At 69.5% G+C, this 22,299-nt stretch carries 17 protein-coding genes; 6 read left to right on the plus strand and 11 right to left on the minus strand.

All coding sequences use genetic code 11. The features are described from left to right. The first annotated feature begins 73 nt into the window (after positions 1-73). The 3 genes from Ssi02_RS19350 (at position 74) to Ssi02_RS19360 (ending at position 4,185) form a co-directional block, all read left to right on the plus strand. Entirely contained in the window at positions 74-1,252 is a 1,179-nt protein-coding gene (locus tag Ssi02_RS19350) for a Fic family protein (protein ID WP_204027354.1), read from the plus strand. 87 nt (positions 1,253-1,339) lie between these two features. After that, positions 1,340-2,557 carry a C39 family peptidase gene (locus Ssi02_RS19355; protein WP_204027485.1) on the plus strand — a complete coding sequence of 406 codons (1,218 nt, stop codon included), beginning with the start codon at positions 1,340-1,342 and terminating at the stop codon, positions 2,555-2,557. Positions 2,558-2,757: 200 nt separating this feature from the next. Continuing rightward, a complete protein-coding gene (locus Ssi02_RS19360; protein WP_204027355.1) occupies positions 2,758-4,185 on the plus strand; it encodes a S1C family serine protease in 1,428 nt (475 codons plus the stop codon). A gap of 284 nt (positions 4,186-4,469) precedes the next feature. On the opposite strand, the gene cydC is transcribed toward Ssi02_RS19360, so the two are convergent. From cydC to Ssi02_RS19380, 4 genes are read right to left on the minus strand one after another with little or no spacing between them, the layout of a single operon-like run. Next, positions 4,470-6,188, minus strand: coding sequence for a thiol reductant ABC exporter subunit CydC (cydC, locus tag Ssi02_RS19365; protein WP_239129091.1), 1,719 nt, complete (start codon positions 6,186-6,188; stop codon positions 4,470-4,472). Beyond that, on the minus strand, positions 6,185-7,825 hold the full coding sequence (cydD, locus tag Ssi02_RS19370) for a thiol reductant ABC exporter subunit CydD (protein WP_204027356.1): 1,641 nt from the start codon (positions 7,823-7,825) through the stop codon (positions 6,185-6,187). Before cydD ends, cydC begins: the two co-directional genes overlap by 4 nt. Positions 7,826-7,847: 22 nt before the next feature. Next, positions 7,848-8,609: a cytochrome d ubiquinol oxidase subunit II gene (locus Ssi02_RS19375; RefSeq protein ID WP_204027357.1), complete on the minus strand. Its 762-nt coding sequence runs from the start codon at positions 8,607-8,609 to the stop codon at positions 7,848-7,850. A gap of 20 nt (positions 8,610-8,629) precedes the next feature. Further along, positions 8,630-9,841 (minus strand): cytochrome ubiquinol oxidase subunit I, encoded by a 1,212-nt coding sequence (locus Ssi02_RS19380; RefSeq protein WP_204027358.1) that lies wholly within the window; start codon positions 9,839-9,841, stop codon positions 8,630-8,632. An 83-nt stretch (positions 9,842-9,924) separates the two neighbouring features. Between Ssi02_RS19380 and Ssi02_RS19385 the strand changes: the two genes are divergently transcribed. Further along, complete coding sequence (locus Ssi02_RS19385) at positions 9,925-10,242, plus strand: PadR family transcriptional regulator (protein ID WP_239129093.1); 318 nt, start codon at positions 9,925-9,927, stop codon at positions 10,240-10,242. 13 nt (positions 10,243-10,255) lie between these two features. On the opposite strand, the gene Ssi02_RS19390 is transcribed toward Ssi02_RS19385, so the two are convergent. Further along, a complete protein-coding gene (locus tag Ssi02_RS19390) occupies positions 10,256-10,969 on the minus strand; it encodes a permease prefix domain 1-containing protein (RefSeq protein ID WP_204027360.1) in 714 nt (237 codons plus the stop codon). A gap of 167 nt (positions 10,970-11,136) precedes the next feature. Beyond that, on the minus strand, positions 11,137-12,528 hold the full coding sequence (locus Ssi02_RS19395; RefSeq protein ID WP_204027362.1) for a pentapeptide repeat-containing protein: 1,392 nt from the start codon (positions 12,526-12,528) through the stop codon (positions 11,137-11,139). Between the two features lie 299 nt (positions 12,529-12,827). Between Ssi02_RS19395 and Ssi02_RS19400 the strand changes: the two genes are divergently transcribed. Continuing rightward, positions 12,828-14,561 (plus strand): ExeM/NucH family extracellular endonuclease, encoded by a 1,734-nt coding sequence (locus tag Ssi02_RS19400; RefSeq protein WP_204027364.1) that lies wholly within the window; start codon positions 12,828-12,830, stop codon positions 14,559-14,561. Positions 14,562-14,900: 339 nt separating this feature from the next. Here Ssi02_RS19400 and Ssi02_RS19405 read toward each other — a convergent pair whose 3' ends face one another. From Ssi02_RS19405 to Ssi02_RS19415, 3 genes are read right to left on the minus strand one after another with little or no spacing between them, the layout of a single operon-like run. Then, complete coding sequence (locus Ssi02_RS19405; protein WP_204027366.1) at positions 14,901-15,494, minus strand: GNAT family N-acetyltransferase; 594 nt, start codon at positions 15,492-15,494, stop codon at positions 14,901-14,903. Beyond that, the gene (locus Ssi02_RS19410) at positions 15,491-16,960 is read right to left on the minus strand and encodes an APC family permease (RefSeq protein WP_204027368.1); all 1,470 of its coding nucleotides are present in this window, start codon (positions 16,958-16,960) and stop codon (positions 15,491-15,493) included. Before Ssi02_RS19410 ends, Ssi02_RS19405 begins: the two co-directional genes overlap by 4 nt. 27 nt (positions 16,961-16,987) lie before the next feature. Then, positions 16,988-17,656, minus strand: coding sequence for a GOLPH3/VPS74 family protein (locus Ssi02_RS19415; RefSeq protein ID WP_307825718.1), 669 nt, complete (start codon positions 17,654-17,656; stop codon positions 16,988-16,990). Positions 17,657-17,943: 287 nt separating this feature from the next. On the opposite strand from Ssi02_RS19415, the gene trxA reads away from it, so the two are divergent. Further along, on the plus strand, positions 17,944-18,324 hold the full coding sequence (gene trxA, locus Ssi02_RS19420; RefSeq protein WP_239129096.1) for a thioredoxin: 381 nt from the start codon (positions 17,944-17,946) through the stop codon (positions 18,322-18,324). A 556-nt stretch (positions 18,325-18,880) separates the two neighbouring features. Here the strand turns inward: trxA and Ssi02_RS19425 are convergent. Both Ssi02_RS19425 and Ssi02_RS19430 read right to left on the minus strand, forming a co-directional pair. Further along, positions 18,881-20,221 (minus strand): class II 3-deoxy-7-phosphoheptulonate synthase, encoded by a 1,341-nt coding sequence (locus Ssi02_RS19425; RefSeq protein WP_204027372.1) that lies wholly within the window; start codon positions 20,219-20,221, stop codon positions 18,881-18,883. A 216-nt stretch (positions 20,222-20,437) separates the two neighbouring features. After that, complete coding sequence (locus tag Ssi02_RS19430) at positions 20,438-21,682, minus strand: FAD-dependent oxidoreductase (RefSeq protein WP_204027374.1); 1,245 nt, start codon at positions 21,680-21,682, stop codon at positions 20,438-20,440. Positions 21,683-22,299 lie beyond the last annotated feature (617 nt).

Below are 22,299 nucleotides of genomic sequence, written 5' to 3' on the forward strand. Positions count from 1 at the left end.
GACAACTCATGGTCGATATGGATAAATCATTCATCCGCTTGACCGAATGATTTGGTCATGGTGTTCTGGGCGCATGTTGTACGGCACGCCGGCGCTTGAGCCGGTCGACCAGGCCGTCCTGGGTGAGATCGAAGAGATGCGGCGACAGCTGAAATACCGCCTGGCCGAGCCGCATCGCTGGGATCGTCAGCTCAGGCGGCAGATCCAGGCGCGCGCCATTCAGGGCTCCAACTCGATCGAGGGCTACAACGCGAGTGTCGAGGACATCGAGTCGATCATGTCGGGCGAGGAGCCCCTCGACACGCCTGAGCCGGTCGCGAGGGAGATCGCGGGCTACCGGCAGGCCATGACCTACATCCGGGCGTTGTCGCGGGCTCCCGGCTTCCGGTTCGACCTCGGGGTGCTCAACTCCCTCAACTTCATGATGATCGGCCACCATCACGGCAAGGACCCCGGAGTCCTGCGCCCCGGCGGCATCTACGTCCGGGACTCGTCGACCCGGCAGGTGGTCTACGAGGGGCCGGAGGCCGGCGAGGTGCCCGCACTGATGGGCGCCCTGGTCGAGTGGCTCAACCAGGGCGACCTGAGCGTCTCCGGCTATGTGCGAGGGGCCATGGCCCACCTCAATCTCGTCAAGATCCACCCATGGCGCGACGGCAACGGCCGCATGTCCCGCGCGCTGCAGTCGCTCGTGCTGGGCAGAGATCAGATCACCGCTCCCGAGTTCGCCTCCATCGAGGAATGGCTGGGCAAGCCGGAGGTCACCTCCGCGTACTACCGCATGCTCGGCACCGTAGGGCGAGCACGCTGGAGCCCGCACGACGACACCATGCTCTGGGTGCGCTTCTGTCTGCGCGCCCACCACATGCAGGCGCAGAGCGTGCTCGGCCGCCTGCAGGACGCGGCGGAGGTGTGGGCGCTGTTCGAGTCCCTGACGGGTGAGGAGGGCCTCGACCCGCGCTGTGTGTCCGCGCTCTACCAGGTCTTCGTCAGCCGCAGGTTGCGCCGCGGCACCTACCAGGCCGACGAGGGGCTCAGCCAGGGGCAGGCGGCCCGCGATCTGAGGGATCTGTCGGCCAAGGGCTGGCTCAAGCCGTATGGCGCGACCAAGGGGCGCTTCTACGCCCCCGGCCCGAAGGTGGAGGCCGTTAAAGCGGACTTCGCCAGGAAGGCGGACCCCCTTCTCGACCCCTACCTCGGTTCGCTTGAGCTGGAGCTCATCACGCACAGCCTGCTTCAGCGCTCGTCCTGACCGGTTGATTGATCGACATTTTTCTCGACACGGGGATGCATCCCGGGCGTGAGAGCCCTCGTGTTGCGAAAGATGCTCGATGTGGTGATGTTTGCACTGGTGCTGCTGTTGTCCACCTCGCTCGTCACGACCGCGCCCGCCTCGCCGGACGCGGTCCTCTACACGCGTGAGGACTTCTCGCGGGGCGTGGGGGAGGGAGTGCGCGCCGATCCCCACCTGCGGCTCGACATACCGGCGGGCAGCGGGGAGCACGCGGATGCGCTCGGGCGGGGCACCTGGGAATGGGCACGCTGGACCGGGCCGGAGCGCGCCGTGGGGTTCCCGGCGACCGAGCTGATCGTGTCCTGGACGGCCGACACGCCGCCCGGCACGTGGCTGGAGGCCGAGGTGCGCGGGCGCAACGCCACGGGGCTCACGCGGTGGTTCTCGATGGGCCGATGGGCGTACGGCGACGCCGACATTCTGCGCGCCTCTGTGCCCGGCCAGCGTGACCGGGACGGCCGGGTGAAGACCGACACCTTCGTGGCGGCCGGCGATCGGCCGGTGACGGCCTACCAGGTGCGGCTGACGCTCCACCGATCACCCGGGACCGGGGCGACGCCCGCGGTGCGGTCGCTCGGTGTGATGGCCTCCGCCGTACCCCGCAGGCGCGAGGTCGCGGTGAGCGCGGGCGGGCAGGCATGGGGGAGGGAGCTCAAGGTGCCCCGGCGGTCGCAGAACGCCCACAGGGGGCACTATCCGCAGTGGAACGGCGGCGGCGAGGCGTGGTGCAGCCCGACGTCGGTGGCGATGGTCCTGGCCTACTGGGGGAGGGGGCCGGCCCGGTGGGAGACGGCGTGGGTGGACCCGTCGGATCCGGCGCCGGAGGTGGATCACGCGGCCCGGCATGTCTACGACTACGTCTACGCGGGGGCGGGCAACTGGCCCTTCAACACCGCATACGCCGGGCATTACGGGCTTGAGGCGTTTGTCACGCGGTTGCGGTCCCTGGCGGAGCTGGAGGGTTTCATCGCGGCCGGGGTCCCGGTGGTGACCTCCCAGTCCTTCACGCGGGCCGAGCTCCCCGGCGCGGGATACGGCACGGACGGCCATCTGATGGTCGTGGTCGGCTTCACCCGCGCGGGCGACGTGATCGCCAACGACCCCAACGCCGGTGCCGGCCGCCCGGTGCGGCGGGTCTATCCCCGCGCCGCCTTCGAGAACGTCTGGTTGCGCGGCTCCGGCAGCCGGGGTGTCGCCTACATCATGCATCCGCCCGGTCACGCTCTGCCGCCGAAGCCGCCCGGTGTCCCCGCCGCCTGGTGATCCTTCCGGGTCCTATTTCAAGATCTTTAAGAAGCTTCACAGCACCCCTGAGCATGGGGGATAAGGAAGGTGTCAGAAGCCGCTGACCTGCGGGTTCGTTCCCTTAGTCGGCTCTTATCGGCCGTTTGTCATCCTCTAAATCACCGGGCGAAACAACCGGAGTCACCGTGAGAATCACGGGGCGGCACAGGGAGGACGGCATGAGCGACAACGAGCCACGTGAGCGGGGATCGGCTTCGGATGACCCGGTGACCGGAGCCACCGAGCAGCCGAAGGCCCAGAACGCCGAGTCAGATGGGGAGAGCACGCCCCGAGAGTCCTCGGCGGGCTGGAGCCAGTTCGGTGCGGTGCCGCCCCAGGCCGGCCGATACGGCAAGGCCGGGGACGACACCGACGTTCTGGTGGCGGGCGCACACAAGGCGGAAGCGGGCGATGCCTCCAGCCGTACGGCGGAGCATCCCACCCCGGTCGGACTCACAGACACCCCTTTCCCGGGGCAGGAGTCGTCCGCTCCGCCGCGCCGGCGAGCGAGGCTCAGCGCGGGCCAGAAGGCCGTCGCGGGCCTCGCCCTGGCGGCTATGGCCGTCGGTGGAGGAGTCGCGGGGGCGTTCATCGCCACCGCGTCGTCGGGGGACCGGGTGGCGCTGTCCAGCCAGGTCGTCAACCCCGTCTCGGCCGGTGGCACCGTCGCCGACGTGGCCGGCAACATCCGGCCCTCCGTGGTCTCGATCGCGGTGGGCTCGGGCGAGGGGTCGGGGGTCATCCTGTCCGAGGACGGGCTGATCCTCACCAACAACCATGTCGTCGCCGGAGGGGGCCCAGGCGCCGACATGCAAGTGAAGTTCAGCGACGGCAAGACGGCGCCCGCCACGATCGTCGGCACGGATCCCACCACGGATCTCGCCGTGATCAAGGCCACTGGAGTCTCCGGCCTGACCAAGGCGTCGCTGGGGGACAGCGACAAGGTCCGCGTGGGTGACTCGGTGCTCGCCATCGGCAGCCCGCTGGGCTTGGAGGGCTCCGTCACCTCGGGCATCGTCAGCGCGCTCAACCGCACGCTGACGGTCGGGGGCCAGAACGATCGCATGCCGCCGCCCGGGTGGGGAGGGCGGCGCGGCGAGTCCGGGGCGGAGGGCGGCTCGGCGACCACGATCACCGGTGCCATCCAGACCGACGCGGCGATCAACGCCGGCAACTCGGGCGGGGCGCTGGTCAACGCGGCCGGGCAGGTGATCGGCATCAACACGGCGATCGCCACCAACGGCGGTGAGGGCAACATCGGGGTCGGCTTCGCCGTCCCCATCAACACCGCCAAGCGGATCTCGGACCAGTTGGTCAACGGGGGCAAGGCGAGCCACGCCTACCTCGGCGTCAACTTGACCGATGCCACCAACGAGACCCGTGGAGCGATGGTCGCCTCGGTCCAGCAGGGCAGCCCGGCGGAGAAGGCGGGCCTGCGCCAGGGTGACGTGGTGACGAAGATTAACGACACGAATGTTGACGAAGCGGATGATGTAGTCGGAGCGGTCAGAGGTTTCAAACCTGGCGATCAGGTGACGATCAGCTATGTACGTGGTGGTCAGTCACAGACCGCCACGGTCTCACTCGCGGAGAAGCCCGCGGAGTGAGATGCTGGGGAGGAGGGTGTGTCGCCTAGGTCGCTGCGGACTCGGCGGCACACCTTCCTTTTTGTGCTTCTTCAGTCGGCAACCGGCCCTTCCTGGAAGGGCCGGTTGCCGTCTTCTGGGCCTCTTGAAGAGGTCGCTCCCGGAAAACCTCAGGGTCTCCCCAAGTGCCGCCCCCGCCAGGATGCGCAGGTCGGCCCCCTGTGGAGCGGTCCCAGGCCCGAATAGGTTCCGTCTCCGGAGGAACGGGAAGGGGGTTGGTGAAACCTTTGCCGGACGTTGGGAGGTTAGCGAGTGAGGGCCTCGGACTGCCACAGGTCGCGGTAGTAGCCAGGGGCGGCTACGAGGTCGGTGTGGTGCCCGCGCTGGGTGATGCGGCCGTCTTCGAGCACGAGGATCTCGTCGACCCGGTCGAGCCCGCGAAGCCGGTGGGTGACGAGAAGCGTGGTGTGACCGTGAGTAATGTCCAGCAGGTCGGCCATCAGATGGTCGGCCGTCGCCTCGTCGAGGGATTCGGCGGGCTCATCGAGAAGGAGAACAGGTGGGGCGTAAAGAAGTGCTCTTGCGAGTGCTAGACGCTGTAGTTGGCCACCGGACACAGTGCGGCCGTCCTCACCCAGGAAGGTGTTCCAGCCGGTGTCTTCCGCCCAGGCGTCCAGTTTCACGCGGCGCAAAGCTTCGGCAAGTGTTGTTTCGTCTGATCCGGGACAGGCGAAGGTGAGGTTGTCGCGGAGCGTCGTCTGGAAGATGTAGGGGTCCTGGGTCAGCCCGGTGACACGTTCGCGCACGTCCTCCGGTGACAGGTCGCGGATGTCGATCCCGTTGATCCGGATGTTTCCCGACTCCGGCTCCACCAGGCGCATCAGCGCGCCGAGCAGTGTGCTCTTGCCGGCCCCGCTTGGGCCGACGAGGGCGACCCGGCGGCCGGGGGCGAGGGTGAGGCTGACGCCGTCGAGAGCGGCGGGCCGGTCGGGCGTGTGCCGTACGACGAGGTCGTCGATCTCGATGGTGAGCGGCGCCTCGGGCGGGGGCGCCGGCAGTGCGGGGGCCCGCACGGCGGGCGGGGTGTGGGCGATCTCACGGAGGCGGCGCAGGGAGCCGAGGATGCCGGTGAGGCGTTCGCCGGCGGCGGCGAGGGGGAGCACGGGTTCGAAGGCGACGAGGGTGGTGAGCGCGAGCACGGCGGTGGCGATCCGGTCGGCCCCCGAGCTCTGCGCGACGAGCACGACGAGGGCGACGGTGACGCCCTGCACGAGGACGCCGGCCGCCGTGGTCAGGGCGTGGGCGCGTGCCTGGCGGCGTTCGAGCCGGGCGAGGCCGGCGTCGGCCTCGGCGGCAGAGCGCAGCGCGGCCGGCCCGGCGCCGTAGGCGGCGAGGTCGGCCGAGCCGTGCACGAGGTCGGCGACCCGTTCGGCGAGGTCGGCCCGGGCGGGCGCGATCCGCGCCGACCAGCGCCGGCCGGCGGAGGCGGAGAGGGCGGGCAGCAGCACCCCGGCGACGGCGAGCCCGGCGAGGGTGACGAGCGCGGCGGCGGGCAGCAGGACGAAACCGACGCCGACCACGGCCAGGCCGGTGATGAACGCCGCCGCCGCGGGCAGCAGGCAGCGCACGAGGAGGTCCTGGGTGGCGTCGGTGTCGTCGACCATGCGGCTGAGCAGGTCGGCGCCGCGCTGGCGCAGCACCCCCGCGGGGATCAGCGCCTCGTAGAGCCGCCGCCGGGTGGTGGCCTGCGCCCGGAGGGCGACGTCGTGGCCGGTGAGGCGTTCGCCATATCTGAAGACGCCGCGGCTCGTGGCGAACCCCCGCACCGCCACGATCGCGACGCTGAGGGCGGCAAGCGGCGGCTGCTCGGCGGCGCGGGTGATCAGCCAGGCGGCGGAGGCGATGAGCGCGACCGCGGCGAGTTCGGCCGCCGCCCCGGCGGCCACCGCGAGGGCCAGCCTGGCGTGCATCCCCTTGATCAGCCACGCGCCGGGAAGGCGGCTCGCGGCCCGGGTCGTGGTCATGAGACCTCCGAAAGGACGGTGGCGCCGGACATCCGCACCACCCGGCCGGCCAGGTCGATCATGGCCGGGCGGTGGGCGACGATCAGGGAGGTGCGGCCCTCGGTGAGGGTGCGGGTGGCCTCGACGACGGCGGCCTCGCTGCGGCCGTCGAGGCGGGCGGTGGGCTCGTCCAGCAGCAGCACACCGGCCTGCGGCCGGCAGAACGCGCGGGCCAGGGCGACCCGCTGGCGCTGTCCGGCCGACAGGTTCGCGCCGCGCTCGCCGAGCACCGAGTCATATCCCTCGGGCAGGCCGGCCACGAACTCCGCGGCGTGAGCCTGCTCGGCGGCCCGGCGCACCAGCGCGGGGTCGGCGTCGCCGAGGGCGATGTTGCCGGCGATGGTGCCGGCGAACAGGTGGGGCCGCTGCGGCACGAACGCCAGATGCGCGCGCCAGGCGTCGAGGTCGAGCTCGGCGAGGTCGACCCCGTCGATCAGCACCCGCCCGGACTCGGGCGTGACGAAGCCCAGCAGGACGTGGAGCAGCGTGCTCTTGCCCGCGCCGCTCTCGCCCACGAGGGCGACCCGCTCGCCGGGCGCGATCACCAGGGACACGTCGTCGAGCGCCGGCCGGTCGCGGCCGGGGTAGCGCACGGTCACGTGCTCGAACCTGATCTCGGGCGCCCTGCCCTCCGCGACCCGCGCGCCGCCGCGGGGGCCGGTGCCGGCCTCGCCGTCGAGTACGGCGAAAGCGGCGTCGGCCGCGGCCACACCCTCCATGGAGGCGTGGAAACGGGTGCCCATCATCCGCAGCGGCAGATATGCCTCGGGCGCCAGCAGCAGGACCAGCAGCGCCGTGTCGAGATCGAGCGTCCCCGACAGCAGCCGCAGCCCGATGGGCACCGCCACCAGCGCGAGGGACAGGGACGCGGCGAGTTCGAGCACCAGCGAGGACAGGAACGCCACCCGCAAAGTGCGCATGGTGGCGGACCGGTGCGCGTCCGCCACCTCCGCGATCACCGTGGCCTGGTGCCTCGCCCGGCCGAACGCCCGCAGCGTCGGCAGCCCGCGCACCACGTCGAGGAAGTGGCCGCCGAGCCGGGAGAGGGCCTTCCACTGGCGCTCGGTGACGGCCTTGGTGTGCCAGCCGACGAGCGCCCCGAAGATCGGGATCAGCGGAAGGGTCAGCATCACGATGATCGCGCTGGCGAGATCGGCCGCGAACAGCCGCACGAGCACGGCGATCGGAACGATCCCGGCGACGGCCGCGGCGGGCAGATAGCCGGTCAGGTAGGGGTCGAGCGCGTCGAGGCCGCGCCCGCTCAGCGTGATCAGCTCGCCGGAGCGGTGCGCGCCGAGCCGGGTGGGGCCGAGGTCGCGCAGCCGGGCGAACAGACGCTCGCGCAGCGCCGACTTGATCCCGGTCGCGCCCCGGCCCGCCCACGTGCCCTGCGTCCAGTGGAGCAGCGCCCGCACCGCCACGACCAGCGCGAGCAGCGCCAGCGCGCCGGTTTCGAACCGGCCGGACAGCACACCGGCCAGCAACTCGGCCGTGACCAGGACCAGCAGGCCGCCGGCGACGGCGGCCGCGAGGCAGATCAGCAGGTGCATCCGCACCGCGCGATCGGTGCGGGCCAGGAGGAGCAGGTCTTTGTGCATGGCCTCGAATGATGTGAAGGGATTAGAAGAACGACGGGTGGGGTGCACGCTCCGGGCGGAATGTGCGCCACACCCATACTTGCGCGCCGATCATCAGGGGCGTGAAGGGCACGACCATGAGACCGAGCACATTCAGTGTTTCATCCGGGGCGGCCAGTCCCACGATCGACGGGGCCATGAACGCCAGCGGCACCGCGATCGGCAGCGCGGCCAGTGCGCCCGTCGCCATGAGGGCGAGGCCGGTACGGCGGGAGCCGGTCATCTGGCCGGGCATCCGCCAGGACGCGAACGTCCAGCCGTGCAGGGCGAACAGCGCGGCCACGAGGGCGCCGAGCAGCAGGCCGCGCGGGTCGGCGAGGTCGTCGGGGAAGCCGCGGGCCATGCCGGCGATGGCGAGCCCCCAGGTGAACGATAGGCCGAGGGAGGCGACCGCGATGACCGTGTCCCAGAATCCCCGCCATCGCCGCCCGTCGAGGCGCCGCCTGAACCACAGGCCGGCGTCCCGCAGGATCCACGTGACCAGCAGCGACACGATCAGCGGGTAGAGGCCGGAGAGCGCCTTGCCCTCCAGTTGCGGGAACGCTCCGAACAGCACGCCGACCGCGGCGACGAGCCAGACCTCGTTGGCGAGCACGAAGGGCGCCATGCCGGCCACGATGCGGTCGCGCTCCTCCTGGGTGCGGCCGAGGATCGGCAGCAGCATGCCGAGGCCGAGGTCGAACCCCTCGAGGGCGAAGTAGCCGACAAGCAGGAACGCCAGGGCGCAGAACCAGATGATGTCCATGGTGTCTCCGGATGGGCGGGTCAGAGATTGCCGGCGTGGGCGCGGTGCGGCGGGAGCGGGCCGGCCGCGACCTCGTCGCCGGTGTCCGGGGGACGGCCGAGGCCCACCTCGCCGGGCTCACGCCGTATGGCCTTGAGGATCAGCAGGTAGTCGACGGCGGCCAGGAGGAGGAGCAGGCCGGGGAAGGCGACGAGCGAGGCGATGATCGTCCCGGACGACAGGCCCGGGGTGATTGCGTCGGCCGTGGTGAGCTTGCCGTAGACGGCCCAGGGCTGGCGGCCGATTTCGCGGGCCAGCCATCCGAGGATCGCGATGAGGAAGGGCACGGGCGCCATCAGCATGATCAGCGGGTGCGTCCACCGCAGGCGGTGGACCCGGGCGACGACGATCACCATGACGAGGATCAGGAGTGCGAGCATCTCGGCCAGCAAGATCATGAAGCCGAAGCCGACGGTGGCCGCCAGGTTGCCCTCGCCGTCGAACTTGCCCGGCTGGACGCCCATGACGAGGGGGATCTGCGCATATCCGCTGCCGATGGAGAGTAGCGCGCCGACGCCCGCCCAGGTCAGCCCGGTGCGCAGGGACCTCTTGAAGAGTTCCTCGTCGGCGGGACGCCGGAACAGGCGGTAGGCGCTGGCACCGGCCACCACGCACCCGCCGGTGAGCACGCCCGCTCCGATGACGTGGGGGAGCGCGGCCACGAACGTGGGGTTGGTGAGCAGCGCCGGGAAGTCGGTGAGGACCAGGCGGCCGTCGCGCAGTTCGGAGCCCACGGGGTTCTGCAGGTAGGAGTTGGCCACCATGATCCAGAAGGCCGAGAGGTAGGCCGTGAAGGCCACCATCCAGATGCAGGCCAGGTGGAGTCTGGGCGGCAGCTTGTGCCATCCGAAGATCCACAGTCCGAGGAAGGTGGATTCGAGGAAGAACGCGACCAGCGTCTCGATGGCGAGCGGTCCGCCGAACACGTCGCCCGCGAAGTGCGACAGGCCGCTCCAGTTCATGCCGAACTGAAACTCCATCACCAGGCCGGTCATGATGCCGAGGGCGTAGTTGATCACATAGATCTGGCCCCAGAAGCGCGTCATGCCCTCGTACACCGGTTTGCCGGTGACGAGGTGCTTGGTCTGCATGACCGCCACCATCGGGGCCATGCCCAGGGTCAGCACGACGAACAGGAAGTGCACGCTTCCCGTCATCGCGAACTGCAACCGGGCCAGGTCGAGCACTTCCATGGTCGTCAGCTCCTGCGGGGGTGGATGTTGTTGCGAGCCTACATGTAGCCTGTCTACATGAAGCACCCTAGCGAATCCCGGCCGTGAACGTGGACACGGAGGACGGGCGCCTGGACGAGGCACTCCTGGTGGTGCTGCGCGGCGGCCCCATGCACGGCCACGCGATCGTCGAGGCGCTTCGCGAGCGGAACGGCGGAGCCCTCGGAACGCCGATAGGGGCGGTCTACCCGGCGCTACGCAGGCTTGAGCGCGCCGGCGCCGTCGTCGGGGCGTGGGGGACGGCGGGCGGTCGCCGGCGGCGCTTCTACCGGCTGGCGAGCGGCGGGGCGGCGTCGGGCAGCCCCCGCAGGGCCGCGCCCGGCGGAGTGTGGGGCGGGGAGGCGTTCGGCCCCGCCTGCTGACGCGGCGGCCGGATCAGACGCGGACCGGCTCGCCGGCCTCGACCGGCGGATTGGCCAGCGCCCGGGTGGTGGTCAGGCACCGCGTCGCGCTGGACACCTGGCAGATGAAGAACACCAGGCTGACCCCGAAGGCGATCACCGTCGGCGTGAAGTCGATCAGCGTGCCGAGAGGCCTGCCCGACGCCGACAGCAGCACATAACACAGGGCCAGGAGCACGGGCAGCTTGGCCAGCACCACGACCCCCAGCGCCCTGGTCAGCCACGGCGAACTCCGCCTGCCGACGTGCCTGCGTGCCCCCCACCCGAGGACCACCAGCACGCCCGCGGCGCCGAGGGCGGTCAGGACCTGCATGCCGTCCACCGCGCCGGCGACCAGCCCGTACCACTCGGGCAGGGCCGAGGCACCCGCCGGCGGCCAGGGGAACAGCCACCACGTCAGGGTCCACAGCAGCACGGTCGGCGGCATCGTGAGGAAGAGCAGCGCCGCCGTCCTGCGTCCCTGCCCGGCCACCAGCTCCCGCTGGTAGGCCGGGGCGATCTCGCGGACCGGGCCGAACTCCTCGACCGCCCGCCGCTCCGCCTCCACGGGACTCAACCCGCGCGCCACATGGCCCTCGGCGGTGTCGTGCAGGCTGTCACGGGCCTCGGCGAGCATGTCGCGACGCACGGAACGGGGGCCGCGCAGCGCGCGGCCGAGCGTTGCCACATAGTCGTCGATGACGGTCACCGCGCGCCCTGGCCTCCCCATCCGGTCGATCAACGCATCCGCGGCCGGCGCCGGCCGCGGATCGTCTCCGTTGAACGATGTGCGGTCCCAAGGCTATGGGGGACGGGGGCACGGGGGTAATCGGGGATCTCCCTGACCCGGCGGTAGGGGACGGTCAGTGTGGATGGTCAGTCGTGGCCGTCCTGCTGCACGGCGGGTGAGGGCGCCCAGCTGTGCGGGGGCGTCGTCGTCGTCAGGTGGTGCGCCGTCACCCACAGCACGGCCCCGGCCGCCACCACCGCGAACAGCGCCAGCCAGGCGAACACCCGGCCCATGCGCATGCCGTACCCGCAGGCCAGCCAGTAGAGGGACAGCAGCCAGCGGCCGAGCGCCCGGCTCGTGTATCTGCGCATCTCCATCGCCGCGAACGCGAAGTCGGTGGCGGTGCGCCTGTCCTCCGTGGCGGCTCCGAGCTGTTTGTAGAGCGCCGCCAGGCGGGCGGGTGTGGCGGGCTCGCCCGGTTGCGGAGGCTGCGACCAGCCGCGCCAGGCCGCCTCGTCGGCCAGCGCCGCCCGCGTCGACCACCAGCGCAGCGGCGGCCACGCCAGGCCGACCCGCACCCCGCGCGGCGGCGCGGCGAAGTGGCAGCCGGTGAACCGCACGCCCTCGGGGTGCCGCAGGCCGTCGAACCGGCACGAAGACAGGTCGACATCCGACAGCGTCAGCCGCTCGGCCTGCACACCGCGCAGCGACGTCAGGCGCGACCCCCTGCCGGTGACCGTCGCCGGCCCGCGCAGCACCGCCGCCTCCAGGTCCGCCTCGGCCTCGGCGAGGCGCAGGCGGCTCGATCCGAGTACGGCGACGCGCCGCAGGTCGACCGAGCACCCGGTGGCGGCGAGCTCCAGGGTCTTGTCGGCGTGCGCGTCGGTCAGCGTGAGACTTCTGCCGACCGACGCGGGCGACAGGTAGGCGGCGGCGGCGAAGCGCACCGAGTCGAACCCGGCCGACCGCGCGAACTCCGACCGGCGGAACGAGACAGCGCGGCCGAACCTGCTGCCGCGGAAGCTGGCCTGCCCGCCGAACCAGGCGTCGTCGAAGGCGGCGAAGCCTTCGAATCTGGTGCTTTCGCACGACAGAGCCTGTTCAAACCTTGTCCGCCCGAACAAGGCGTCACTGCCGACGATGACGCCGTCGAACGAAGCGTGCCCTGTGACCTGCGCTTCGTGGAACGAAAGCTCACGTGTGAAATGGGCGTTACGGAAGGAGACATTCCGCTTAAATCGCGCGCCGAAGAAGGATGCGAGTTGATCGAAACGCGCATGGTCGAATGACACGTCCCCCGCGAACACCACGTCCAGGAAACGCGCGTCACCGGTGAACCTCGCACGGTCGAACCGGGCCCGGCCCAAGAGCGGGGTGCGGCCGTCGTGCGCGGCGGCGAGGAGGCGTTCGATCAGTTCGCCGCTGAGCGTGGTGCCGCGCGCGTCAAGCGCGTGGCCGGGGGCGAATCCGGCCAGCACATCGGCGAGTTCGTCCTGATCGAGGTGGGCGAGGCAGCGGCCGTGGGGCCGATGTGCCACGCCACTGCAGTGGGGCGTCACGGCACAGGTGGTCCAACCTGAGCTGAGCAGGGGGGAACGTGCGGGGGCCATATTCATCCCATACCCGGAAATCGATGTAATCGTTACGGAGATCGGGGGCCGTGCTCACATCTGTATCGGTTTGGTAGTGCCTGCGGTGGAGTGTAGCGAGATCTACAGCGATAGATTACAGAGTGTGCGGGCGGCTATTGATGATATGTGTCAATGCTTACGAATATCACTTCGTATCTGGGGATAATCTGGCAATTGCCGCATAATACGACCGTATGCTTCGCAACATGCGCGCTCCTTCCCGGGCGTTCAGCGCCCTCGCCGTCGCCGCGCTGGCGACCCTCGCCACCCTCCCTCACCCCGCCGCCGCCCTGTCCCCCGTGCCGTCCGACGCCTGCGCCACACCCGCCACGCACCAGATCGCCGACGTGCAGGGCACGGGCGACGTCAGCCCGCTCGCCGGTCAGACCGTCCGTGTCGAAGGCGTGGTGACCGGCGATTACCAGGAATCAGGCCAGTTACGTGGCTTTTTCCTGCAGGACCCCACACCCGACGACGACCCCGCCACCTCCGACGGCCTGTTCGCCTTCGCCGGGACCGGATTGCGGGACGTCGCTCCAGGTGACAAGGTGCTTGTCACCGGCCGCGTGATCGAATTCAACGGCTGGACCGAGTTGTCCCCCGTGACCGCCGTCGACGTGTGCGGCACCGGCGCCGTGACGGCTGCGCCGTACCGCCTGCCGAGGCCCTCGGGGGCGACCTTCGAGCCGCTGGAGAGCATGCTCGTGAGCTTCCGGGGGCCGCTGACCGTGTCCGAGCATTACAACCTCGGCCGCTTCGGCGAGGTCACCGTCTCCTCCGGCGGGCGCCTCTACCAGCCCACCGACAGGCCCGGCGTCGACCCCGACCTCAACGTGCGGCGCTCGCTGCTCGTCGACGACGGCTCGAACACCCAGAACCCGCCCGTCGTCCCCTACACCAGCCCGCGCGTGGTGCGCCTCGGCGACACCGCGCTCGGCGTGACCGGAGTGCTCGGCTACGGGTTCGGGCAGTATCGCCTGCACCCCACCAAACCCATCGAGTTCCTGCGCACTAACCCGCGCCTGCCCCGGCCGCTCCCCGTCGGCGGCAACGTCAAGGTCGCGAGCCTCAACACGCTCAACTGGTTCACCACACTCGGCAGCCGCGGCGCCACCACCGCCGCCGAGCGCGACCGGCAGCTCGCCAAGCTCGTCGCCACCCTCAAGGGCCTCAACGCCGACGTCGTCGGCCTCATGGAGGTCGAGAACAACGGGCAGACCGCCCTCGACGCCCTGGTGACCGCGCTCAACGCCGAGGTCGGCGCCGGCACCTACGCCGCGCTCACCCACCCCGCGCCCGGCACCGACGCCATCCAGGTGGGCGTCATCTACAAGCCGGCCCGCGTCACCCCCGCGGGCGCCGCCCGATCGTCCGCCGACCCCGTCTTCCGCCGCCCGCCCCTCATCCAGACCTTCACCCGCACCGGCGGCGGCACACCCTTCACCATGCTCGTCAACCACTTCAAGTCCAAGGGCTGCGACGGCGCCACCGGCCCCGACACCGACCAGGGCGACGGCCAGAGCTGCTTCAACGCCGAGCGGGTACGGCAGGCGCAGGCGACCCTTGGCCTCATCGGCGACCTGGACCTCGTCAACCCGGTCGTGCTCGGCGACCTGAACGCCTACGGCGAGGAGGACCCGCTCGACACCCTTGAGGCCGGCGGGCTCAGCAGCGTCACCAAACGCCACGTCCCCGCCCTGCTGCGGTACAGCTACGTCTTCAACGGCCTGTCGGGCGAACTCGACCACGCCTACGTGGGCCGCGACCTGCTCAAGCGGGTGACCGGCGCCACCATCTGGCACACCAACGCCGACGAGTCCCGCATCCTCGACTACAACACCGAGTACAACCCGCCGGCTCTGTACAAGCCCGACGCGTTCAAGGCCTCGGACCACGACCCGGTCCTCCTCGGGCTGAACCTCCCGGGCGGACGCCGGTAGACACCCCACCACCTCGCTCCGCCGTGCGACGGCGGAGCGAGGACACCGCGGGGCACGCCTTCGTGTTATGCCGACTCGGGCAATGTAGGAAGCCCCTCGCCGCCGGCGTGCGCACATCGCCAATCAGATGGACCGAGTCCGTAAGGCGTGCGGTGCCGTACCGCTGTAAGCCGTGAGATCGGGCCCGGCCGCATAGAGACTCCAAGGAAGCCGGGCCGTGCGTTTCGAACCGGCGCGGCGGGTTGCCGGGCCGTTGACGCGAGCAGGCCCCCTCCGAGGTCGGAGGGGGCCTGCCCGGCGGGCTTCCCGGGCCGGGTGGGCGGGGAGAACCCGGTCAGGTCAGGCGGCGGGTGGGCGCCACATGGGATACATGAGGGGCCCGTCCTCGGGGAGGACGATGGGGTCGCCGTGGTCGTGGTAGCCGAGGCGGAGGTAGAAGTCGCGGCTGCGCAGGCCGCTGGCCTCCAGGTAGGCGGGCACGCCCTCCGCGTCGATGACCGCGTGATGCTTGGCCATCAGAGCGGCGCCGATGTTCCGGCCCTGGAGCTCGGGCAGGACGGCGAGGAAGTTCAGGTAGTGATGGGGTTCGTGCGGGTGGCCGGCGGCGAGCGTCTCACCGATGGCGATGAGGCGCCTCGCGTGCGGGCCCGCGAAGGCCCTGATGCGGTTGTCGTAATCCGGCACATCCGGCATCGGCTTGATGTTCGGGAACCACACCGCCACCGCGGTCATGTCGGCCGTGGCGTAGACGTCACCGTGGATAAGCGCGTGCTCGACGAGGATCGCGAAATGGGGCGGCAGGAGCCGCTCGCGTTCCTCGGGATCGGGGACACACCACACGTTGACATCCCCCGGGTGGAACGCGGTCGCGATCACCGAGCCGAGGGTGTCGGCGACGCCCGGTGCGGCGTCAACGCGGATGATTTCGGTCACTTAATCCCCTTGACGGCGGCCTGCGCGCCCATGCCGATCGTCGCGTAGACGTCCGGCTTCCGCGCCCGCAGGACCGCGCCCCACGCCAGGCCGAACCCGATGGCGACCACGAAGATCGCGGGCAGGATCCACCGCAGCACCGAGTCCGGCGGGACGCCGAGCACGGTGTCGAAGTTGACCATGACCAGGGCGATGACGACAAGCAGCAGCACGAAGGCGAGCCCCGGAGCGATCTTGGTGCGCCAGACGTTCTCGTTGTTGGGGGTCTTGATGAAGTAGGCGATGACGGCGGCGGAGGTGGCGGCCAGCATCAACAGCACGCCGAGCCCGCCGAAGGAGCCGAAGACGAAGAAGAGCTGGAGGAACGGGTCGAGGTCGTAGATCGCGTAGATGATGATGACGATGACGCCGATGACGGTCTGCGTCAGCGACCCGACGATCGGGGCGCCGGTCGCCGACGTGTGACCGAACGCCGCGGGCAGCACCCGCTCACGGCCGAGAGCGAAGATGTAGCGGGAGATCGTGTTGTGGAACGCGATCAGCGCGGCCACGATGCTCGTGACGAACAGCACCGAGGCGATGGTCGCGATCGTCTCCCCGAGGTGCTCCTTGGGGGCGGCGAAGTAGAGGTTGGGTCCCAGCTCCTTGGCCGTCTGGATGATCTTGTCCGAGCCGATCGGCACGGTCATGGCCCACGCGGAGAACGCGTAGAGGATGGAGATCACCGCGAGCGAGATGTAGGTCGCCATCGGCACGGTGCGCCGGGGGTCCTTGGTTTCCTCGGCGAACACCACCGAGGATTCGAAGCCGGAGAAGGAGGCGACACACGTCGCGATCACCGCGCCGAGGCCGCCGACGAACAGCTCGCCCGGGTTGAACACGTTAAGGCTGAAGCCGACGCTCGCGGGGTTCAGCAGACCGACGAAGTCGAACACGAGCACGACCGCGATCTCGGTTATCAGCAGGAAGGCGAGGATCTTGCCGTTCACGTCGACCCGCATGAGCCCGAGCACGCCGGTGATGGCCCAGAAGACGAGGCCGATCACCCACCAGGGCGGGGAGGAGCCGAACCAGGCCTTGATCAGCGGCTCCGCCGCGAATCCGACCGCGCCGTAAAGGCCGATCTGCAAAGCGTTGTATGCGAGCAGTGCCACCCAGGCGGTCGCGACGCCCACCGGCCGCCCGAGGCCCTTGGCGGTATAGGCGTAGAACGCGCCGGCGTTGACGACGTGACGTGCCATCGTCACATAGCCGACGGCGAAGATCGCGAGGATGGCACCGATCAGTAGAAAGCCCAGCGGCACACCGACGACATCGGTCGCGGCGTAGGCGGTGCTGACGCTGCCGGCGACCACGGTCAGAGGCGCTGCCGCCGAGATGACGAAGAACACGACCGACGGGATGCCGAGACGGTCCTTGGCCAGAGCTGAGGAGACGGCGCTGGGTCTTTCTTGTTTGACGGACATGGGGTACTCCGTGGAAAAGGGGGTGGTTCAACGACGGCTGATGACGGCGTCGCCGACAGCAGCCTCGGTTTGTGCGACAAGCTCTCGCAGATGCACTGGGAGAGCGGCGGTTGCGTGGGCTAAGTAGTCCGGATCCTGGTCCCAGAGGACGACCCGGGCACCTCCTGCCGCACTAACCAGTCCGAGCAGGACGTTGTCCTGCTCGTTGAGGGGTTCGCGGCGCTCTACGGCGAGGTTGAGCCGCCCGATGGGCCACATGGCGGTGTTGGGGTCCACCGGAGTGGGGGGCGGCGCGGCCCGCAACCACGAGCGCCGGGCCGGCGGATGGAGTAGCCCGGCCTGGATCATGCGGCTGCCTACATCGGCCGGTGCTGATTGGCCGAGGAACTGCAGCCATGTGCGGAATGAGTGTGATGGTTCGGCGATGATGTGATCTAGCGCCTTTTGTGTGACGGGGTCTCCCGTCGGATGAGTGTTGACGAGGGCGAGCCTTACCTCACCGGCGGCGATACCTGCGGTTATGTGTCCGGCCAGCATGAGTTCCCCCAGAACGGCGCCGGCCAGTCCAAGGCCGGTCACCCGGGGGTGCAGTCGCATCCGACCGGTTCTGTCGTTGTGCAGTACGAAGTACAGGTCGTTAGCCAGCAAGGAACCCGAAAGATGATCTTTGGCCACGAGGGGTGATGCTATATCCACAAACTTCGGGTTTATCCCGATATGAATAACGTTCCAGTTTCAAATGGTTTTACCTGCGAGATTTGATAAAGGGGTATCCGGAAAGGGGTTATGGGCGGGCCGATATTGTCCTCTACCATGTTGGAATCCGATTCGGGCTCATCTTCGCTGTCTCGGGGGTTGTGGCGCCCGCGTGAGCGGGGCGGTACGGCGCGGCCGAGGAGAGCCCGGTGCAGGACGTGGAATGCTGAAGGTGGGGGGATGGTTGTCCCACCTGGACATCGAACGCCGAGACAGAGGAGTCACTGGTGGCGACTATCGAGATCACCGAGCAGAACTTCAACGAGGTCGCGGACCAGGGGATCGTGCTGCTGGACTTCTGGGCGGCCTGGTGCGGCCCGTGCCGCACGTTCGGTCCCATCTTCGAGAAGGCGTCTGAGGCGCACGGCGACATCGTGTTCGGCAAGATCGACACTGAAGCCCAGCCGGCCCTGTCCGAGGGATTCGAGATCCGCTCGATCCCGACGGTGATGGCGATCCGCGACGGCATCGTCGTCTTCCAGCAGGCCGGCGTGCTGCCCGCGCGCGCCCTTGAAGACCTGATCGGCCAGGTCCGGGCGCTCGACATGGACGCCATCCGCACGGAGATCGCCGCCGACATGAAGGAAGCCGGGGTTAAGGACAGCTGACCCTGCCCCGATCCGGGCCCCAATCCGGCGAGACCCGGCCGAGGTGCGGCCTTCGGCGTGAGGTGGCTGGCCAAAATACCGACCGAAATACGCTGAGTAGCGAAACGACGTCGACCAGTGTGTGGTGGCCTGGCCCTCTGAGCAGGGCTGGGCCGCTTTTCCTGGTTTCGGGCACATGACGGGTTTTCGGTCGGGCGGTACGGTTTGTCCTGAATTGCACGATTTCGGGCAGGCGGCCGGGTGTCAGGGGAGCCGGAGGGGCTCCCCAGTTCCGGACGGGCCATATAGATCATCGCAAAGTGCCCGTCTCCGGGTGTGCGCGGCACCGATTGAGCCGCACGGTACCCAGCGAATCGTGCTCTTCCCGGTGTGCCGCACGGGTACGGGCAAACTGCACAGCTTCCATATGAAGCGCGTAGTTCCGGGTGAATGGCCCGGCTCCGTGCAGGCCGTGGCAGTTCGCCGTGCTGTGCCGTACGCAGCGAGTCGTGCGGCTCGGCTCAAGACCTGAGCCGAGCCGCACAGAGCCACGCGTTCCCCTCAAACGGGGGGCGGCTCACGTGGAGCGGTAGAGCTCCGACACGCGGAAGGCGAGGTCGAGCGACTGGCTCCGGTTGAGCCTCGGGTCGCACGCCGTCTCGTAGCGCAGCGAGAGGTCGCCTTCGCCGATCGGCTGCCCGCCGCCGACGCATTCGGTGACGTCGTCGCCGGTGAACTCGATGTGGATGCCGCCGGGGTGGGTGCCGAGCGCCCGGTGCACCTCGAAGAACCCGGCCACCTCGTCCAGCACGTCGTCGAGGCGGCGGGTCTTGTGCCCGCTCGGCGCCTCGAAGGTGTTGCCGTGCATGGGGTCGCAGATCCAGGCGACCTGCGCGCCGCCGGCCGTGACCTTCTCGACGAGGTCGGGAAGCACGTCGCGGATCTTGCTCGCCCCCATGCGGGTGATGAAGGTCAGGCGGCCCGGCTCGTTGTCGGGGTTGAGCTTGCGCACCAGCGCCAGCGCGTCGTCGGCCGAGGTCGTCGGGCCCAGCTTCACGCCGATCGGGTTGCGGATCTTGCTGAAGAAATCGACGTGGGCGCCGTCGAGCTGGCGGGTGCGCTCGCCGATCCACACCATGTGAGCGGACACGTCGTACGGCAGGCCCGTGCGCGAGTCGATGCGGGTGAGCGCGCGGTCGTAGTCGAGGATCAGCGCCTCGTGCGAGGAGTAGAACTCCACACTGTGGAATTCGGAGGGGTTGGCACCGCAGGCGTGCATGAACGCCAGGGCCTGGTCGATCTCCCGGGCCAGCTGCTCGTAACGCCTGCCCGCGGGGGACTCGGCGACGAAGTCGCGGTTCCAGGTGTGCACCTGGCGGAGATCGGCGTAACCACCCTTGGTAAAGGCTCGGGCAAGGTTAAGCGTGACCGCCGCCGAGTGGTAGGCGCGCAGCAGCCGCTCGGGGTCCGGCCGCCTGGCCTCGGGCGTGAACTCGAAGCCGTTGACCATGTCGCCCCGGTAGGCGGGAAGCGCCACGCCGTCGCGGGTCTCGGTGGAGCTGGAACGGGGCTTGGCGAACTGCCCGGCCATCCGGCCGATCTTGACCACCGGCACGCTGCCCGCGTAGGTGAGCACGATGGCCATCTGGAGCAGGGTCTTGATCTTGTTGCGCACGGCGTCGGCGTCGGCGCCGGAGAACGTCTCCGCGCAGTCGCCGCCCTGAAGCACGAATGCCTCTCCTCGGACGACGGCCGCGAGTTCACTCTTGAGCTGGTCGCATTCGCCTGCGAACACCAGGGGAGGAGCCGCGGCGAGTTTGCCGACGACCCTCTTCAACTCGTCACGGTCAGGCCACTCGGGCTGCTGAGCGGCGGTGAGATCCCGCCAGGAATCAAGATTGATCGGTTCAGCGCTCACGACACATCAGGCTATTGCACTTATGGGCTTGCACCATGGTCAGTCCACTCTCTGAGAATCGGTGCGCCGGGAAACGAAGACATCGCCCCCAGAGTGGCACGGCCGAGCACCGCACCTCCCTCATGCTAACTCGCCCCCACATCGATCAACGTCGCCCGTCACCTGCCGTATTGCCGTACGGCGATGCCGATTTCGCGGTCCAAGGCCGTGATGCCGTCAGCCGTCGTCGCCCGCTGTGACGTCACGTGGCCGGACGACGGGCGCCAGCCGTACATGCTCCGGGCGTATGCCGAAGCCGATGAAGCGGGGGGCCAGCAGCCTGGCGACCGGCGTTGTGGTCACCAGGCGGGGGAGCGGCCGCCTTCCCTGCCCGCCCTTCAGAGCCGGGCGGATCAAGCGCCTCTGCGCCACCCGCTGGGCGAACTGCGTGACCCTTGTGGGGAACTCACGGCGCTTTTGCACCAGAGCGAGGGTGGAGTCGGGGATGTCGGCCCCCGACCTCAGCGAGCCCGCGAGCAGGTTGGCCGCCGCCACGGCGTCTTGAATGGCGAGATTGATACCGACCCCGAAGACCGGCGACATGGCGTGCGCGGCGTCGCCGATGAACAGCAGACCGGGCAGATGCCAGCGCTTCAGCCGGTTGAGCGCCACCACGAGCACACTCACATCCCCGAAATCCCGGATCTCGGACATGCGCTCGGCAACCATGGGCAGCAACCTGGCCACATTCGCCCGGAAATGCTCGATGCCCGAGGCTTTGAACCGCTCGAAACCCCCCTTTTCAATCAAGTAGGCGAGCTGCCAGTGGCTCTCACGCCGGATGCACGCCATGAAGTGCCCGGCAGCGGCCCGCAGGAACGACTCCTCCGGATCACCCTCACGCAGCGGCAGCCTGAACCAGACCACGTCCATCGGCGCACCGAACTCATGCGGGATCAACCCCACCGCACGCCGCACATCGGACCCACGGCCGTCGGCGCCGACCGTGAGTTTCGCCCTGATCTCGTGCTCCCGGCCGCCGGCATCGCGGTAACGCACCCCGCGCACCACTCCGCCCTCACGGATCACATCGGTCACCTCGGCCCGCATTATCAGGCGAAAGGACGGATAACGCTTGGCCGCCGTGGTGATCAGATCGAGGAACTCCCACTGGGGGACGAAGGCGATGTAGTGATATTTGCCCGGCAACCGCCGCAGGTCCGCGATCGGAATGCCACCCTCGTCGGTCTGGAAGCTCATCGAGTGGGTCTTGTGGTGGGGAAGCCGGTGGAACTCCTCGGCCAGGCCCAGCTCGTCGAGCACCTGGAGGGTGGAGGGGTGGATCGTGTCCCCCCGGAAATCCCGCAGAAAATCGGCATGCTTCTCCAGCAGCGTCACCTCGACCCCCGAACGGGCCAACAGGAGCGCCAAGACAGCACCGGCGGGCCCACCGCCCGCGATCACACAGGTCGTGTCGTCCATAATTCATCACCCGTTGAGATCATTCCACGCGAGCCGCCCCCGGGGCAACATGACACGCACGCCACCATCCCCTGCCCCGAGAACCGCACCTGACCAACCCATACCCACGTACGGCTCCCGCCGTGAAAACAGAGCCCCACCAAGACCAGGCCCACGTACGGCTCCCGCCCTGAAAACCCGGCCCCACCAAGACCAGGCCCACGTACGGCTCACGCCCTGAAAGCCCGGCTCCACCAAGGCGACGCACATCCCAGCAGGCAGGCGGGCGCCGGCGAAGCCCACCCCAGCGGGCAGGCGGCGCAGCTGCGCCCGCGGGCACCGGCCCTGGTTCCGCGCGGTGCGGGCTACACGGCGCACACGGAGCGAGCGGGAGCCGTGCTTGAGCGGCGCAGCCCCGGGCACGCGAACCTGGGGCGACTGACGACTGACGACTGACGACTGACGACTGACAACTGGCGACTGGCGGCGCATGCGGAGCGGGCGGGAGGCGTGCTTGAGCGGCGCAGCCCCGGGCACGCGAACCTGGGGCGGGCGGCTGGCGGCTGGCGGCGCACTCGGAGTGAGCGGGAGCCGGGCTTGAGCGGCGCAGCCCCGGGCACCCAAGGCGCGGGTGCATC

Origin of the sequence: Sinosporangium siamense (assembly GCF_016863435.1) — a bacterium.
Lineage (GTDB): Bacteria > Actinomycetota > Actinomycetes > Streptosporangiales > Streptosporangiaceae > Sinosporangium > Sinosporangium siamense.

Excerpts from the sequence above, each read along its gene's own strand:
- Ssi02_RS19355 (WP_204027485.1), top strand. The coding sequence starts at position 1,340 with ATGTTTGCACTGGTGCTGCTGTTGTCCACCTCGCTCGTCACGACCGCG.
- Ssi02_RS19360 (WP_204027355.1), top strand. The coding sequence starts at position 2,758 with ATGAGCGACAACGAGCCACGTGAGCGGGGATCGGCTTCGGATGACCCG.
- Ssi02_RS19400 (WP_204027364.1), top strand. The coding sequence starts at position 12,828 with ATGCGCGCTCCTTCCCGGGCGTTCAGCGCCCTCGCCGTCGCCGCGCTG.
- cydD (WP_204027356.1), bottom strand. The coding sequence starts at position 7,825 with ATGCACAAAGACCTGCTCCTCCTGGCCCGCACCGATCGCGCGGTGCGG.
- Ssi02_RS19380 (WP_204027358.1), bottom strand. The coding sequence starts at position 9,841 with ATGGAAGTGCTCGACCTGGCCCGGTTGCAGTTCGCGATGACGGGAAGC.
- cydC (WP_239129091.1), bottom strand. The coding sequence starts at position 6,188 with ATGACCACGACCCGGGCCGCGAGCCGCCTTCCCGGCGCGTGGCTGATC.
- Ssi02_RS19410 (WP_204027368.1), bottom strand. The coding sequence starts at position 16,960 with ATGTCCGTCAAACAAGAAAGACCCAGCGCCGTCTCCTCAGCTCTGGCC.
- Ssi02_RS19350 (WP_204027354.1), top strand. The coding sequence starts at position 74 with ATGTTGTACGGCACGCCGGCGCTTGAGCCGGTCGACCAGGCCGTCCTG.
- Ssi02_RS19375 (WP_204027357.1), bottom strand. The coding sequence starts at position 8,609 with ATGGACATCATCTGGTTCTGCGCCCTGGCGTTCCTGCTTGTCGGCTAC.
- Ssi02_RS19430 (WP_204027374.1), bottom strand. The coding sequence starts at position 21,682 with ATGGACGACACGACCTGTGTGATCGCGGGCGGTGGGCCCGCCGGTGCT.